The organism is Streptomyces hebeiensis, assembly GCF_052983195.1.
In genome coordinates this window covers 3,184,691-3,198,659 of record NZ_CM129812.1, presented here as the reverse complement: position 1 = coordinate 3,198,659, position 13,969 = coordinate 3,184,691, and the positions used below count along the sequence as shown (strand labels likewise).

Sequence of the window (13,969 nt, the reverse complement as noted above, 5' to 3'; positions counted from 1 at the left end):
CGCCGCCCTGCGCTCCTTGGAGAAGGCGGCTGTCATGGGCGCCAGTCAGCGGATGGCCCGGATCATCACGGTGAGCACCGGCGAGGCCGGGGATGGCTGGCTCTGGCCTATGTCCTCGTAGCCCCACGATTCGTAGAGCGCGCGGACCTTTCCGTCGCCGGCGGCCGGGTTGACCATGAGCGTCACGAAGGGCTCGTCGCGTGCGGCGAGGAGGGCGTCATGGATGCGGCGGGCGGTGCCGGTCTTCCGCCAGGCCGGCCGGACGCCGATCTCCTTCAGGGCCACGGCTGGACGCTCGGTGTACTTCCGCGCCGGTGCCGGGCTGGTGCGCTGCCAGTAGCGATCGCCGTGCTCGATGGTGTTGCCGTAGGCGTAGCCGACCGGGTGCCCGCCGGCGTAGGCGAGGACGGCAGTGAAGCCCGGTTCGGTGGCGTGCCGGTCCAGGCGTTCGCCGAATGCGGTGACCGCGTAGTTCGGCAGGTGGAGGAGCGGGGCGCGCACGTCGGCGTACACGTCGAGGAGATCGCCGCGGACGGGGGCGAGGGCGGTGAAGATGCGCAGGTCGATGGCGGGCGCCGTGGTCATGCGGCCATCCTCCAGGTGGTGGTGTGCTCGGTCCAGGTCTGGACGGTGACGCTGCCGGACGCGGTGGCGCGGAGAGCGGCACCGAACTCCTGCAGCATGCGCGAGACACGGGCGTGTCGGGTGGCGGCGTCGGCAGGGATCTTCATGGCGGTGGCCGTGGCGGCGTCGGCGTCGCCCTGGGCGAGCTGGGCGTGGGCGAGCCGGGTCGTGGTGATGGCCCGGGACCTGACCATGTGGGGCCGGAGGGCCGACAGACAACGGTGGGCGTGGTACTCGGCGGTCGGGTAGTCGCCGAGCGCCAAGTGCGCGGAGAGGGCCAGGGAGTCCAGCTCGGCCTGGTCGTAGAAGGCGAGCATCCACACCGGCCGGTAGTCGGCGGGGTCGGCGCGCAGCATGGCGTCCTGTGCCTGGTCGAACGCGCGGCGGGTGCTGGTGCGGTCCTGCGCACCGCCTTGGATGGCGCCCTGACGGGCCATGCCGAGGGAGGCGAACAGGGGGTCCCGGCGTGTGAGGTGGAGGCTGCGGGCGACGTCGTTGGCCGCGAGCGCGTCGGCGGGGCGGCCCATGTGCCGGTACATGGTGCCCGCGTGGCTCCAGATACGGAACTTGATCGCCTGGTCGCCGGACATCTCGGCGAGTGCCTGGGCCTCGCGCATATGTGCCTTGGCGACGTCGTGGCGTCGGCCGTCGATGGCGGCCCACATCGCCGAGGAGCGGAACGCGGCCGCGGAGGCGTAGAGGCTGCTGCGTACGCGCTGGGTGGCGCTTCCGGCGTTCTGGAGGTTCAGCGCCTCGTCGGCGAGGGCGGCGGCTCGCTGTTCGATGCCGAGCTGTCCACCGTGCCGGTGGTCGCTGGCGATGATCTCGGCGAAGCGCTTGTTCAGGCGGTTGACGTCGCTCATGCCGATACGGCGCGGGGATGCGGTGCCGGGCGCGGCAGCCGCCGCGGCGGCTGCCGCGATGCCGCCGACGAGGGTACGGCGCTTCATGTCGGAGTCCTCCTGCTGCGGTGGGGCTGGGCTGGACGAAGGCCGGCCCCGTGGCACGAACCCTAAAGCGACGGCAGGCAGTCCGCTGACGTCCTCAAGTGCCCTGCGCGCGGCTGACTTCGGCCACGTGACCCGGCCCGCCTTCCATGCCCGGACCGATGATCCGTCGAGTCCGCCAAGGCGCCCGGTCAACCGATCAATGGCCCTGTTCACGGACTCAGCAAGGCTGTTGGAGCTGTAGCCGTGCTCGGCCATCCACGCCTCAAGAACGGTGTTGCGGGTGGTGTCCATGCAGGCAAGGTAGCCCGCACGATCCCCACTCGCCAGGTAAAGAGCAGGTCAAAACACCCTATCTCGTTGTCGTGCATGAGCTGGCGAACGCCCTAACCAGGCTGCCGGGAACGGGAGTTGGCTTGGTGCTGGTCGCCCCGGTCGCATTCCACCGTGCGGGGCGGCTGTTGACGGCCTGGCCTGTCCCTGAGGTTCCTCCACGGGTACGGGCCGGGCGCCGAGACGACACGAAGGCTCCACCTCGATGACGAGTCTGAGAACGCCGGTCGATGCCACAGCTGTCGGCCACCCCGCGTACAGCCACAGCCTCCCGAACGAGCCCGCCACGGCCGAGATCGGCCGCAGGATCATTCTGGACGTCCTGGGCATATGGCAACTCGACGACCTTGCCGACCCGGCCGCGCTGATCGTCACAGAGCTGATCGCCAACGCCTCCAGGCACGCCCCGTGCCCCGACGTCCGTCTCATCGTCCGTCGTCCGAGCGCGAGACGAGTGCGTCTTGGGGTCGTGGACCGGGAGCCGTCCCGTCTGCCCGTACTCGGCCAGGCCGAGTACGACGACGAAGCCGGTCGCGGACTGCTCCTCATCGACGCCGTCGCCGATCGCTGGGGCTGCGACCTGTACGGCTCGGGCAGACGCCCATGGGCCAAAGAAGTCTGGGCCGAGCTTCGCACGGAGGCGGGCGCGTGAGTGTTCCGGCCGTGGCGCCCTCGTATGCGTGCCTCGACCGCCTCAAGGTCCAGGCTCTCGCCTACTTCCCCGGTCGGCGACCGGCGTCGGCCTGATCAGCCTCCGGCACACGACTTCCCGGTGTGAGGCGGACAGCCCGCAAGAAGTTCCCACGCGGAGCACATCCCTCGCGCCGGGCGGCCAGGAACCGTCCGAGAGCCAGCCGCCTGGAAGAGCTCTCCCCAACGGCACCTGGTGGCCATCCCGGCCGAACAACACCTGAACGATCACAAGGAGTGAAGCATGACGCGCAGCACGGTAGTTCCCAGCCGCACCGACGTGCGCCCACAGATCCCGGGGGCACCGGACGGCTTCGACCTGGACGTCTCTCTCGTGGAGATCGCCGACCCGGCGGGCGTGGTCAACCTGACCGACGACAACTGCGGGTCCACCTGCGGCGCCTGCACCACCAACGTCGCCTGACGCGGACCCCACTACACCCGTGTCCGGTGCCGCCGCGTCCCGACGCTGCGGCACCGGACACCCAGCCCCCTCGCCCACGGAGGCAATGGTGGTTGCTCGACCCGCAGCGTTTCGAACCGGCTCTACCGTTCTCGTACGCGCCGTGGCCCGGCCGTTTCTCCCGGTTCCTCGGATCCCTGACCTCGATGACCGCTTGCCCGAGGGGCCGGCGGACGGCGTGGCCTGGCTGCGCGCGGTCTGGGCGAAAGAGGAAGTCGCCGAGGCGCTCCAGTACTCCAGTCCGACCCTGGCCGCGCGGGCACGGGCGCTGTGCAGTGCCGGGCATCCTTCCCACCGGGACGTGCGACGTACGGCGTCGTCCGTAGCCCACTACCTACTACGTGCCCAACACCGGGCAACCCCCTTCGGCCTCTTCGCCGGCGTGGCCACCGCGCGGTTCGGCCCTCAGGCGCGTGCCGGCTGGGGTGGGGAGCACGTGGTCGTCGGCCGTGCCGGGGCTGAGTGGCTGGCCGCGGTGGTCGAATGGTTGGAGTCGTGCCCGGACCTCCTTGAACGGTTACCGGTTGTCGTCAACAACACCATGACGAGCCGAGGAGACCGGCTTATCGTGCCGTTCCAGACCGATATTCAGGACGACGGGCCTCGCGCGGTCGAGGCGTCCCTGGCCCTGACCGTACCGCTCCGCGCGGTTCTCGCCGCGAGCCGGGCGCCGGTCCGGTTCGAGACGCTTGTGGACAGGCTCCGGGCGGAGTTCCCCGAGGCAGGCCCGGCGAAGGCGCGCCGTCTCCTGGCGGAGCTGATCCGGCGGCGCGTGCTGATCACGAGCCTGCACGCGCCGAGCACCGAGACCGACGCGCTCGGGTATCTGCTCGACCAACTCGACGCGATCGACGCCGGAAGCCTCGCCTCGGTCGCGGAGACGGTGCGCGAGTTGCACAGGGTCCGGGCGGGTCTGGAGAAGTGCGCCACGCGCGGCGGCCGGGACAGCATTACGGCACGGATGTGTGCCCTCGTTCCGGGGCTGCGCCGCCACCCCGTCGCGCTCGACCTGCGCTTGGACGCGCGGATCGTTCTGCCGGAAGCGGTCGCCCGAGAGATCGAGCGCGCCGCCCTCGTCCTCACCCGTGTAAGCACCCGCCCGTACGGGACCGCTGCCTGGAACGAGTACCACCAGCGGTTCTACGAGCGGTACGGCATCGGCACGATGGTGCCGCTCGCAAAGGTGGTGGCGGACAGCGGCACTGGTTATCCCGACGGCTACCCCGGCGCTCCGGCCGGCGCACGCAGGCCCCGCGTCTCGGCGCGGGATGACGCCCTCGTACGGCTGGCTCAGGCCGCCGCGCTCGACGGGTGTGACGAAGTGATCCTCACGGACGAACAGATTGAGGCGCTGGGCGTGGGTCCCGACGAACCTCGGCTGCCGCCGCATTTGGAGATCGGGGTGCGGGTGTACGCGGCCAGCCTGGAGGAGTTGCAGCGCGGGCGGTTTCGACTGGAGGTCGTAAGCGTGTCCCGTGGTGTCGGCGTCTCCACGGGCCGATTCCTCAGCGTGCTGGCCCCCGCCGAACGGGAGGCCCTGGTCACAGAGCTTGCCGACCTCCCGGCCGCAGACGGCAACACCATGCCCGCGCAGCTCTCTTTCCCACCCCTGCTCCCCAAGAGCGCCCACGTCACCCGCTCCCCACAGGTGCTGCCCACCGTGATCAGCCTTCAGGAGCACCGAGCCCCGCAGGACACCGTCCTCACCCCGGAGGACTTGGCTGTGGGGTGCGACGGCCGCCGCATGTACCTCGCCGTCCCCGAGCGCGGACATCGCGTCGAGGCCGTCGGGATGAACGCGCTGAACCCGCACACGCACACCCCGCCGTTGGCGCGGTTTCTCACCGAACTGTCCCGTGCCCAGTGTGCGCAGGTCACCGTCTTCGACTGGGGCGCCGCGGCGGCGATGCCGTTCCTACCGCGCCTGCGGTACGGCCGCACCGTGTTGGCTCCGGCACGCTGGCGGCTGGAAGCGTCCGAACTGCCCGGCCATGCCCGCCCTCGGGCTGAGTGGGACGCCGCGCTCAGCGACTGGCGTGTCCGGCGGAGGCTGCCGTGTCGCGTCCATCTCGTTGAGGACGACCGACATCTCTTCCTCGACCTCGACGAGGCCGGCCACCGAGCGCTCCTGCGTCAGCACCTGGACCATGCGCGCCTGGCCGTGCTCGTCGAGGCTCCGGAACCGGAGGCGTACGGCTGGTGCGGAGGGCGAGCTCACGAGGTCGTGGTGCCCCTCAAAGCAACCAGGCCGTCGGCATGGCCGCCGCTGCCGGCCCCCAGCCGGGCCCGTGCCCTGTCTGCGGCCCAGATGCAGACGCCTGCCTCTTCCTCGGTTCTTCTGGCCGCCCTGTACGGAGACCCCCGCCGCCAAGTCGTCTTGCTCTCCCGGCACTTGCCCGACCTCGTGGAACGACTCGGCAACCCGCCGTGGTGGTTCATCCGCTTCCGCGACCCGGACCAGCACCTCCGCGTACGCATCGCCCTCCCCGACCCGGAAGCCTTCGCCGACACGGCCCGAACGGTGAGCGCCTGGGCCGACGAGCTACGAAGCATCGGCCTGCTGGCCGACCTGCGCTATCCCACCTCCTACCGGGAGATGGGCCGCTGGGGCTCCGGTACCGCATGGGAGGCAGCCGAGGAGGTGTTCCGGGCGGACTCGCGCGCCATCCTGTCCCAGCTCATGCAGCCACAGCGCCCCAGCCAGCGCACGCTGGTGGCGGCCCACACCGTCGCCATCGCCTCCACGTTCCTCGGCAGCACCGCAGCCGGGATGCGGTGGCTGATCGACCACATCCCGCCGACAGTCCCCAAACCGGTTCCACGCCCGCAGTTCATCGACGCCGTACGGCTCGCCGACCCGAGCGACGACTGGTCGGCGCTGCGCCGCGTCCCAGGCGGGGACGCCATCGTGTCGGGATGGGCCGACCGGGACACGGCGCTCGCCGCGTACCGGCCGCACTTGCCCGGCCCGGACACCCAGGGCATCGCCGTCGACGACGTCCTGACCTCCCTACTGCACGTCCATTTCGTGCGCCACGTCGCCGTGAACTTCCCGGAGGAAGAGGTGTGCCTCTACCTGGCGCGTGCCGCCGCCCTGGCCTGGACCGCCCGCACCCGTGGGAGGGCCTCGTGACCGCCCACCCCACGCTCGGCCTGGTCGACGCCATCGCCGCCCGGCTCGCCGATCCCGACACCGTGCCCCTCGGCTCCAGGACGCTGTCCTCGGACCGGCAGCACCTTGCTTACGGCCCGCCCGGAATCGCGCTCCTTCACATCGAGCGGGCCGCGAGCGGCCTCGGCCCGAGGCACTGCGCCCACGCCTGGCTCGCCGCCGCCTGTCGGCAGCCGCTCACCAGCGGCCCGGACAGCCACCCGTTCTACGGAGTGCCCGCCTTCGCCCACGCCCTGAGCTGTGCCGCCGACCACCTTCCCGGCTCCTACCAGCGAGCCCTCGACGCGATGGACGGACAGATCGCCGTCGACGTCGGACGCCGTCTCGACGCCGCACACCGCCGCATCGACGCCGGACGCCTGCCGCAACTCGCCGAGTTCGACGCCATCCGGGGCCTCACCGGATACGGCGCCTACCTACTGCGCCGAAACCCCCGCAGCTCCACGATGCGCGCCGTTCTCGACTACTGCGTGCGTCTCACCGAACCGATCACCCACCACGACGAGACCCTGCCGGGCTGGTGGACGGAGACCGGGCCCTCCGGCAGTCCGGACGACCGATTCCCCGGCGGACACGCCAACACCGGCATGGCGCACGGCATCGGCGGAGTACTCGCGCTCCTGGCCCTCGCCGCTCGGAACGGCTCCGTGACCGACGGGCACCACGCGGCACTGCACACCATCCTGACCTGGCTGGACCGCTGGAAGCAGAGAGCCGACGGCGGGCCGGTCTGGCCGTACTGGGTCACTCGGGGCGAGCTGCGCAGGGCGCGTCTCGCCTCGTCCGCGCCCCGGCGACCGTCCTGGTGCTACGGCACCGCCGGCCTCGCCCGCGCCCAGCAACTTGCCGCGCTCGCCCTCGGCGACACCCGACGCCAGATCGACGCGGAGAACGCGCTCGTGGCCGCCCTCACCGATCCCGACCAGCTGAAGGCCACAACGGACAACGGCCTCTGCCACGGGTTCGCCGGCCTCGCCCACGCTGCCGCGCGGACGGCCGACGACGCCCACCCCTCAACCGCGGGAAAGCTCCGAGTCGCGATCCCAGCTCTCCTGGCTGCGGTCATCCCACCGGGCACCGACCCCGAACTCATGGCCAAGGCGCTCATCCAGGACGAGGAAGGCGGCCCCGGCCTCCTCGACGGCGCCGCCGGCATAGCCCTGGCCCTCCTCGTGTCCAGCACCGCCGCACCACCCCGGTCCGCCTGGGACGCATGCCTCCTCATCGCCTGATCCACCGACCGAAGGATCTCTATGCCTCCCGACCACTGGCAACAGCACAACATCACCTTCGTCGACCGCGAGAGTGCCCGGCGCACCATCGCCGAACGCCTCGCCCCTAGCCTGATCGAGGCAGAGGCCGACGGGCAGCTCACCGGCTGGTGGTTCATGAACAAGCAGCCCTGGCCGCTGCGTTACCTCGCCGACAAGCCCTCACCAGCCATCGAGGCGCTCCTGAGCGATCTCATCGGCGACGGTGTGGCCGTGTCGTGCCTGCCCAGCATCTACGAGCCCGAGACCGACACCTTCGGCGGACCCGAGGCCATGGACGCGGCCCACGAACTGTTCCACAGCGACTCCCGCCACCTGCTCACCTACCAGCCGGGCCCGATGCACTTGGGACGTCGGGAAACCGCCATCCTGCTCGCGAGCGCCCTGATGCGCGGCGCTGGACTCGACTGGTTCGAACAGGGCGACGTATGGGCGAAAGTCGCAGCCCTTAGACCAGCCACCAATCCACCACCACGCGAACGAGCCGCCGAACTGATCTCGCCCGTACAGAAGTTGATGACCGCGGATGCGCACAGCCTCTGCTGCCCGAACGGTCCACTGCACAGGTATGACGAGTGGGTTACCGCCTTCGAACGGACAGGAGCCACGCTCGCCGACCTCGCAGGCCGCGGCGCTCTCACCCGCGGCCTGCGAGCCGTCATCGCCCATCACGTGATCTTCCACGCCAACCGCGCCGGTCTCCTCCGCGACGACCAGAGCGCTCTGTCCCACATCGCACGAGAGGTAGTCATGGGAACGAGTGACCACACCGAGTCGCCCACCGGCGCAACGGCCGAGATCGATAGCGTCAGCGCGGTGAACACCGACACGATCACCACCCCCACGGCGGACGCCGAGCGCCTTCGTAACGCCCTCGTCGACCAGCTCCGTGCGGACGGACACGCCCGCGCCACTGCCGTCGAGACCGCGTTGCGGACCGTGCCCCGCCACGTGTTCGTGCCCGAGGCGTCACTCGAATACGCCTACGCCAATGAACCCGTACACATCAAGTACGACACCGACGGCACGTCCATCTCCTGCGCCTCCCAGCCAGGCGTCGTCGCCCTCATGCTGGACCAGCTCGACGCCCGGCCCGGCGAGCGCATCCTCGAACTCGGTGCCGGCAGCGGCTACAACGCCGGTCTGCTCGCCCACCTGGTCGGCGAGAACGGACACGTGACCACCCTCGATGTCGACGACGACCTCGTGGAAGGTGCCCGCACGCACCTCGCCGCCGCCGGAATCACCAACGTCGAGGCCGTGACCCGCGACGGGGCTCTCGGCTACGCCGAAGCAGCGCCGTACGACCGGATCATCGCCACCGTTGGCGCGCACGGCGTACCGCACGCCTGGCTGCAGCAGCTCGCACCCGGCGGCCGGCTCCTCGTCCCCCAGCGCCTCAAGGGCACCGTCTCCCGCTCCATCGCCTACGAGCAGCGCGACGGCCGGTGGGTGTCCCTCGGCAGCGAGATGAACACCTTCATGCCGCTCCGGCGGGGCATCGCTGACGACGACCGCCGAGTGATCCCTCTCAGCACGGACGGCGCCGTACGACTCCAGGCCCCCGCCGGGCTCAACATCGACGCCGACGCCCTCGCGGGCGTACTTGACCAGCCGCGCACCGAGGAGTGGACCGGTATGACGGTCCGCGCCATGGAGTCGCCGGAGTGGATGGAACTGTTCGTCACCTGCTCCCTGCCCTCCGGCCTGATCCGGATGCTGTTCCCCCAGAGCGCCAAGGGCACTCTGCTCACCGAGGACCCCTACCCCTCGTCGACCGCGGTCGTCGACAAGGGTGCCGTCACCTACCTCGCCCGGCGCCTTTCGAAGAAGAAGACCCCCGAGGGTGGCAAGCTCTGGGAATTCGGCGTCGTCGGCCACGGCCCCGGCAGCGATGAGCTGGCCGCGAGGGTCGCCGATGCCATCCGCACCTGGGACCGCGACTACCGCGACCGTGAGGTCAGGTTCGAGATCCAGCCTCTCGACGCCCCCGAGATCGAGCAGCGCCCCGGTTTCTTCGCCCTCGACACCCCGCTGAACCGCATCGTCGTCGACTGGTGCTGACGCCCCACCCCTAGCGGACGGTGCCCGCCGGCACACGACTGGCAGGCACCGCCGCCTCAGCAGCCCTCACTCTCGATCCGGGGGATCCATGGACCCGCACGGCCTCACAGCCCAGCGCTTCCCGCTCGTCGCCCGATTCCGCCCCGCCTGCCTACCCCTGCCTCAACGCGTACGCGCACTCGTCGACCTGGCCGACACCGCAGTGAAAAAGGCCGACCAGGGGCTCGCATCAGCCGTCTACAACCAGGCCGCGCTCATCGCCTCCGACCTTGCCCTCCCCGACCTCGCCCGCGAGATGTGCCACCAGCACGCCGCCGCCTACCTCCACGCTTGCCCCCTGCCCGGCATGAGCGCGATCCGAGGGCTGGAACCGGTCGTCAACCTCGCCCGCCTCCAGATCCGCGCCGGCCACGCCGATGAGGGGCGCCAGCGACTCCTCGACCTGTACAAGGCCGTCGAGACGGGCACAGCGGCACGGTTCGAGGGCGTCACCGTACCTGCGGACCTCACAGCGACCGCAGAAGACCGCCAGGAAGTTCGCGCGTGGCTGTGGCGCGTCCTCCTCGCCGACGGCACGCGCACCCTCACCACCGAGAGGCGATGGGCCGAGGCCCTGGCGCACATCGAAGCCCACCATGGCATCGGGCAGCGGATGCTCGACGGTCGGCAGGTCGCCGTACTCGCCGCCCTCAGTGCGAACAACACGGCAGGGGCCGCTGCTCTCCTCGCCGACACGATGCCGGGCGACCCTTGGGAGCAGGCCGTCACGGCATGCCTGACCGTCTTGTGCCGACCCGACGCCGGGCAGCCGGTGAACGGCCACCTGGCGGACCTGGTGACGACCTACTCCGAGCGGCAGGCCGAACCTGGGATGACCGTGTTCGACATCCGGCTCGGTCTAACCGTCCTGGACGCGCTCGGCTCCGCTGATTCGCCCGCCGCGCACCGCGTCGTCGCGGACCTCCACCGCAGGACGACGGACGCCGAAGACGGCTACGCGGCCCGCGAGATCCTCGCGAACCCTCTGTTCGCCGCGCTTGCCACGGACCGGCAAGGTCACGACTGCCACGCTTTGTTACGTGCCTGCGCTCTTGGGGCGGGGGCCATCCCCGAGGAGCTGTGGGTGCAACTGGCCGCTGCTTTGCGCGTTGGCGACAGCGTGATTCGGAAGAGCCTCGGGCACCCACGGGCCCGCGACGTGCCCTGACCGCCCGACGGTTACTGTCGGTACTCGGCGGGGCGGCAAGACACGAAGCCCGCCCCGACCGACAACGTCAACTCACGCCTCGGGTCAGGGCCACACCAGGCAGTACGGCTGGTGGCCGTTCTCGTGCAGCCTCTTGGAGAAGTCCTGCCACTCGTGCAGCAGTTGGTACACGTTGTACGCGTCCCTCGGGCCGCCCCTGTCCGGGACCGTCGACCAGATGAACGCCGCCGCGCCCACCGACTCCTCGCCGACGCCGCGCAGCGGGTCGACGACCGTCATGGGGAGCTTGACCACCGCGTAATCCGGGTGCAGGACGACCAGTTCGAGCGGCGGGACCTTGTGCAGCGGCATTCCCTGAATTCCCGTCAGGACCATCGCCGCTATCGTCTCGGGCTTGATCTTCGTGAACATGCCGCCCATGCCGAGCTCGTCGCCGCCCAGCTCCTCCGGGCGCATGGAAATCGGTACGCGGGCGGCCGTCGCGCCGTCGGGCGCGCCGAAGTATTTGTAGGTCACCCCCACCCGGCCACCACTCCTGATCTCCGGTGCATCCTCGGACCGCTCCGAGCCCGAGGATTCCGAGGAGCGCCCCCGCGCATCGCGCTCGCCACGACGGTGCTTCCCCCGCCTGGCCGGCTCCGGACCCAGGCCGTCGGTCCCCTCACCCAGTCCGCCACCGCGATGCATATCTCCACCCGACCACTCGCAGCCATGGCCGCGCAACCCGATCATCGTGACAGTGACCTCCCCCACGAACGGCACGTGAAACACCAGCCCGCAAGAACGTCCGAACCTCTGCCACCATGGATTCTGTGAGCCATCCCTTTGACGCCCCAGTTTCGCAGACGCTTTTCGACCGCGCGGCCGTTGTGACGCCCGGCGGCGTGAACTCTCCCGTGCGCGCCTTCCGCGCCGTGGGCGGTACGCCCCGGTTCATGGTGTCCGGTCGCGGTCCGTACCTCACCGACGCGGACGGCCGCGAATACGTGGACCTCGTGTGTTCGTGGGGTCCGATGATTCTCGGTCACGCCCACCCCCAGGTCATCGAGGCCGTCCAGGCCGCGGTCGCGCGGGGTACGTCCTTCGGCACGCCCGGTGAGGGCGAGGTCGCGCTCGCCGAGGAGATCGTGGCCCGGGTGGCGCCCGTCGAGCAGGTGCGGCTCGTGTCGTCCGGGACCGAGGCGACCATGTCCGCCATCCGGCTGGCCAGGGGTTTCACCGGGCGCGCGAAGGTCGTGAAGTTCGCCGGCTGCTACCACGGACACGTCGACGCGCTGCTGGCCGCGGCCGGCTCCGGGGTCGCCACGTTCGGGCTGCCGGACACGCCCGGGGTGACCGGGGCGCAGGCGGGGGACACGATCGTGCTGCCCTACAACGACCTCGACGCCGTACGGACGGCCTTCGCCGCGCACCCCGGCGAGATCGCCTGCGTGATCACGGAGGCGTCACCGGGCAACATGGGTGTCGTGCCGCCGCGCGACGGGTTCAACGCCGGGCTCAAGGAACTGTGCGCTGCCGACAGCGCGCTCTACATCTCCGACGAGGTCATGACCGGGTTCCGTACGTCGAAGGCCGGCTGGTACGGGATCGACGGAGTCGTACCCGATCTGATGACGTTCGGAAAGGTCATGGGCGGCGGCTTCCCCGCCGCCGCGTTCGGCGGGCGCGCCGACGTCATGGGCCGGCTCGCCCCGGCGGGCCCGGTCTACCAGGCGGGCACGCTCTCCGGGAACCCGGTCGCCACGGCCGCGGGCCTCGCGCAGCTGCGGCTGCTCGGGGACGCGGAGTACGCGAAGGTCGACGCCGTCTCGCGCCAGGTCCAGGCGCTGGTGAGCGAGGCGCTCGACAAGGAGGGCGTCCCCCACCGCGTCCAGACGGCGAGCAACATGTTCTCCGTCTTCTTCACCGACGACGAGGTCCACGACTACGAGGACGCGAAGCGGCAGGAGTCGTTCCGCTTCACCCCGTTCTTCCACTCGATGCTGGCCGACGGCGTCTACCTGCCGCCGTCCTCCTTCGAGTCCTGGTTCGTCTCCACCACGCACGACGACCGCGCGATCGAGCGGATCGCCGCGGCCCTGCCCGCCGCGGCCCGCGCCGCCGCCGAAGCCACCGAACCGGAGAGTGCCGCGTGAGCGAGATCGACGAGAAGAACGACGAGAAGAACGACGAGACGAACGGCGAGACGAAGAACGAAGAGAAGAAGGACGGGACGAGGGGCGAGAGGAGCGACCTGACCGTCGTCCACCTCATGCGCCACGGGGAGGTCCACAACCCGGACGGCGTCCTCTACGGCCGCAGGCCCGGCTACCACCTCTCCGACCTGGGCCGGAAGATGGCGGACCGGGTCGCCGAGCATCTCGCGGAGCGCGACATCACCCATGTCGTCGCCTCCCCGTTGGAGCGTGCCCAGGAGACCGCGTCCCCCATCGCCCAGGCGCACGGGCTGGCCCTCGCCACCGACGGCCGGCTGATCGAGGCGGCCAACGTCTTCGAGGGCAAGAACTTCGGCGTCGGCGACGGCGCGCTGCGCCGGCCGGCCAACTGGAAGCACCTGACGAATCCCTTCCGGCCGTCCTGGGGCGAGCCGTACGTGGAGCAGGTCGTACGGATGCTCGCCGCCCTGAACGCGGCGCGGGACGCCGCCCGTGGGCACGAGGCGGTCTGCGTCAGCCACCAGCTGCCGATCTGGATCGTGCGCAGTTTCGTGGAGCGGCGCCGGCTCTGGCACGATCCGCGCCGGCGGGAGTGCACGCTCGCCTCGTTGACGACCTTCACCTACCGGGGGGACAAGATCATCTCCGTCGGCTACTCCGAGCCCGCGCGCGATCTCGTCCCCGCCCATCTCCTGGCCGGTGCCAGGCCGGTGAAGGGCGGCACGAAGGCGTACGGGGCCTGAGCGGCCCCTGCCCCTGCCTCTGCCCCTCGCGCTACGCGCGTCGCCCGCCGACGTGGGCCGACGCCCCACCCGGTATGCGCGTTGCCCGCCGCCTGATATGCACCGCTTGGCGCTTGGCGCTTGGCGCTTGGCGCTTGGCGCTTGGCGCGTAACGCGCCGTGTCCGGCGTCTGACGCTTCCCGTCACAGACGCTGTTACGCAAGTAAAGGCAATTAAAAGTTCGACAATTGTTGGAACCCCACCCGCACGTGTCACCCTCTTCCGTGCTGCCGATCGTACGCACGTATGAACGGCCGACG

At 70.6% G+C, this 13,969-nt stretch carries 11 protein-coding genes; 8 read left to right on the top strand and 3 right to left on the bottom strand.

The annotated features are described in order from the left end of the window. Positions 1-45 precede the first annotated feature (45 nt). Together ACU6P3_RS13960 and ACU6P3_RS13955 are read right to left on the bottom strand one after the other, a co-directional pair. Positions 46-585, bottom strand: a complete 540-nt coding sequence (locus ACU6P3_RS13960) for a GNAT family N-acetyltransferase (RefSeq protein WP_447197380.1) — start codon at positions 583-585, stop codon at positions 46-48. Next, positions 582-1,829, bottom strand: a complete 1,248-nt coding sequence (locus tag ACU6P3_RS13955) for an NsdA family TPR-like regulatory protein (RefSeq protein WP_514414747.1) — start codon at positions 1,827-1,829, stop codon at positions 582-584. Before ACU6P3_RS13955 ends, ACU6P3_RS13960 begins: the two co-directional genes overlap by 4 nt. Positions 1,830-2,109: 280 nt before the next feature. Between ACU6P3_RS13955 and ACU6P3_RS13950 the strand changes: the two genes are divergently transcribed. From ACU6P3_RS13950 to ACU6P3_RS13925, 6 genes are all read left to right on the top strand, one after another. Next, a complete protein-coding gene (locus tag ACU6P3_RS13950) occupies positions 2,110-2,556 on the top strand; it encodes an ATP-binding protein (RefSeq protein ID WP_447197378.1) in 447 nt (148 codons plus the stop codon). Between the two features lie 282 nt (positions 2,557-2,838). Beyond that, positions 2,839-3,018 carry an FxLD family lanthipeptide gene (locus tag ACU6P3_RS13945; RefSeq protein ID WP_447197377.1) on the top strand — a complete coding sequence of 60 codons (180 nt, stop codon included), beginning with the start codon at positions 2,839-2,841 and terminating at the stop codon, positions 3,016-3,018. Positions 3,019-3,235: 217 nt separating this feature from the next. Continuing rightward, complete coding sequence (locus ACU6P3_RS13940; RefSeq protein ID WP_447197886.1) at positions 3,236-6,190, top strand: lantibiotic dehydratase; 2,955 nt, start codon at positions 3,236-3,238, stop codon at positions 6,188-6,190. Next, the gene (locus ACU6P3_RS13935) at positions 6,187-7,461 is read left to right on the top strand and encodes a lanthionine synthetase C family protein (RefSeq protein ID WP_447197376.1); all 1,275 of its coding nucleotides are present in this window, start codon (positions 6,187-6,189) and stop codon (positions 7,459-7,461) included. The genes ACU6P3_RS13940 and ACU6P3_RS13935 overlap by 4 nt, the downstream gene beginning before the upstream one ends. Before the next feature lie 21 nt (positions 7,462-7,482). Continuing rightward, the gene (fxlM, locus tag ACU6P3_RS13930; protein WP_447197375.1) at positions 7,483-9,564 is read left to right on the top strand and encodes a methyltransferase, FxLD system; all 2,082 of its coding nucleotides are present in this window, start codon (positions 7,483-7,485) and stop codon (positions 9,562-9,564) included. Positions 9,565-9,652: 88 nt separating this feature from the next. Continuing rightward, positions 9,653-10,771, top strand: a complete 1,119-nt coding sequence (locus ACU6P3_RS13925) for a hypothetical protein (protein WP_447197374.1) — start codon at positions 9,653-9,655, stop codon at positions 10,769-10,771. Positions 10,772-10,855: 84 nt separating this feature from the next. Here ACU6P3_RS13925 and ACU6P3_RS13920 read toward each other — a convergent pair whose 3' ends face one another. After that, the gene (locus tag ACU6P3_RS13920) at positions 10,856-11,458 is read right to left on the bottom strand and encodes a hypothetical protein (RefSeq protein ID WP_447197373.1); all 603 of its coding nucleotides are present in this window, start codon (positions 11,456-11,458) and stop codon (positions 10,856-10,858) included. A 116-nt stretch (positions 11,459-11,574) separates the two neighbouring features. Here ACU6P3_RS13920 and hemL point away from each other — a divergent pair, with 116 nt between their 5' ends. Both hemL and ACU6P3_RS13910 read left to right on the top strand, forming a co-directional pair. After that, positions 11,575-12,906: a glutamate-1-semialdehyde 2,1-aminomutase gene (hemL, locus tag ACU6P3_RS13915; protein WP_447197372.1), complete on the top strand. Its 1,332-nt coding sequence runs from the start codon at positions 11,575-11,577 to the stop codon at positions 12,904-12,906. A gap of 116 nt (positions 12,907-13,022) precedes the next feature. Beyond that, the gene (locus ACU6P3_RS13910) at positions 13,023-13,670 is read left to right on the top strand and encodes a histidine phosphatase family protein (protein ID WP_447197885.1); all 648 of its coding nucleotides are present in this window, start codon (positions 13,023-13,025) and stop codon (positions 13,668-13,670) included. Positions 13,671-13,969 lie beyond the last annotated feature (299 nt).

Coding starts and splice junctions, on each gene's coding strand:
- ACU6P3_RS13955 (WP_514414747.1), bottom strand. CDS start 1,829: ATGGCCGAGCACGGCTACAGCTCCAACAGCCTTGCTGAGTCCGTGAAC.
- ACU6P3_RS13910 (WP_447197885.1), top strand. CDS start 13,023: ATGCGCCACGGGGAGGTCCACAACCCGGACGGCGTCCTCTACGGCCGC.
- hemL (WP_447197372.1), top strand. CDS start 11,575: ATGGATTCTGTGAGCCATCCCTTTGACGCCCCAGTTTCGCAGACGCTT.
- ACU6P3_RS13960 (WP_447197380.1), bottom strand. CDS start 585: ATGACCACGGCGCCCGCCATCGACCTGCGCATCTTCACCGCCCTCGCC.
- ACU6P3_RS13945 (WP_447197377.1), top strand. CDS start 2,839: ATGACGCGCAGCACGGTAGTTCCCAGCCGCACCGACGTGCGCCCACAG.
- ACU6P3_RS13950 (WP_447197378.1), top strand. CDS start 2,110: ATGACGAGTCTGAGAACGCCGGTCGATGCCACAGCTGTCGGCCACCCC.
- ACU6P3_RS13920 (WP_447197373.1), bottom strand. CDS start 11,458: ATGCATCGCGGTGGCGGACTGGGTGAGGGGACCGACGGCCTGGGTCCG.
- ACU6P3_RS13925 (WP_447197374.1), top strand. CDS start 9,653: ATGGACCCGCACGGCCTCACAGCCCAGCGCTTCCCGCTCGTCGCCCGA.
- fxlM (WP_447197375.1), top strand. CDS start 7,483: ATGCCTCCCGACCACTGGCAACAGCACAACATCACCTTCGTCGACCGC.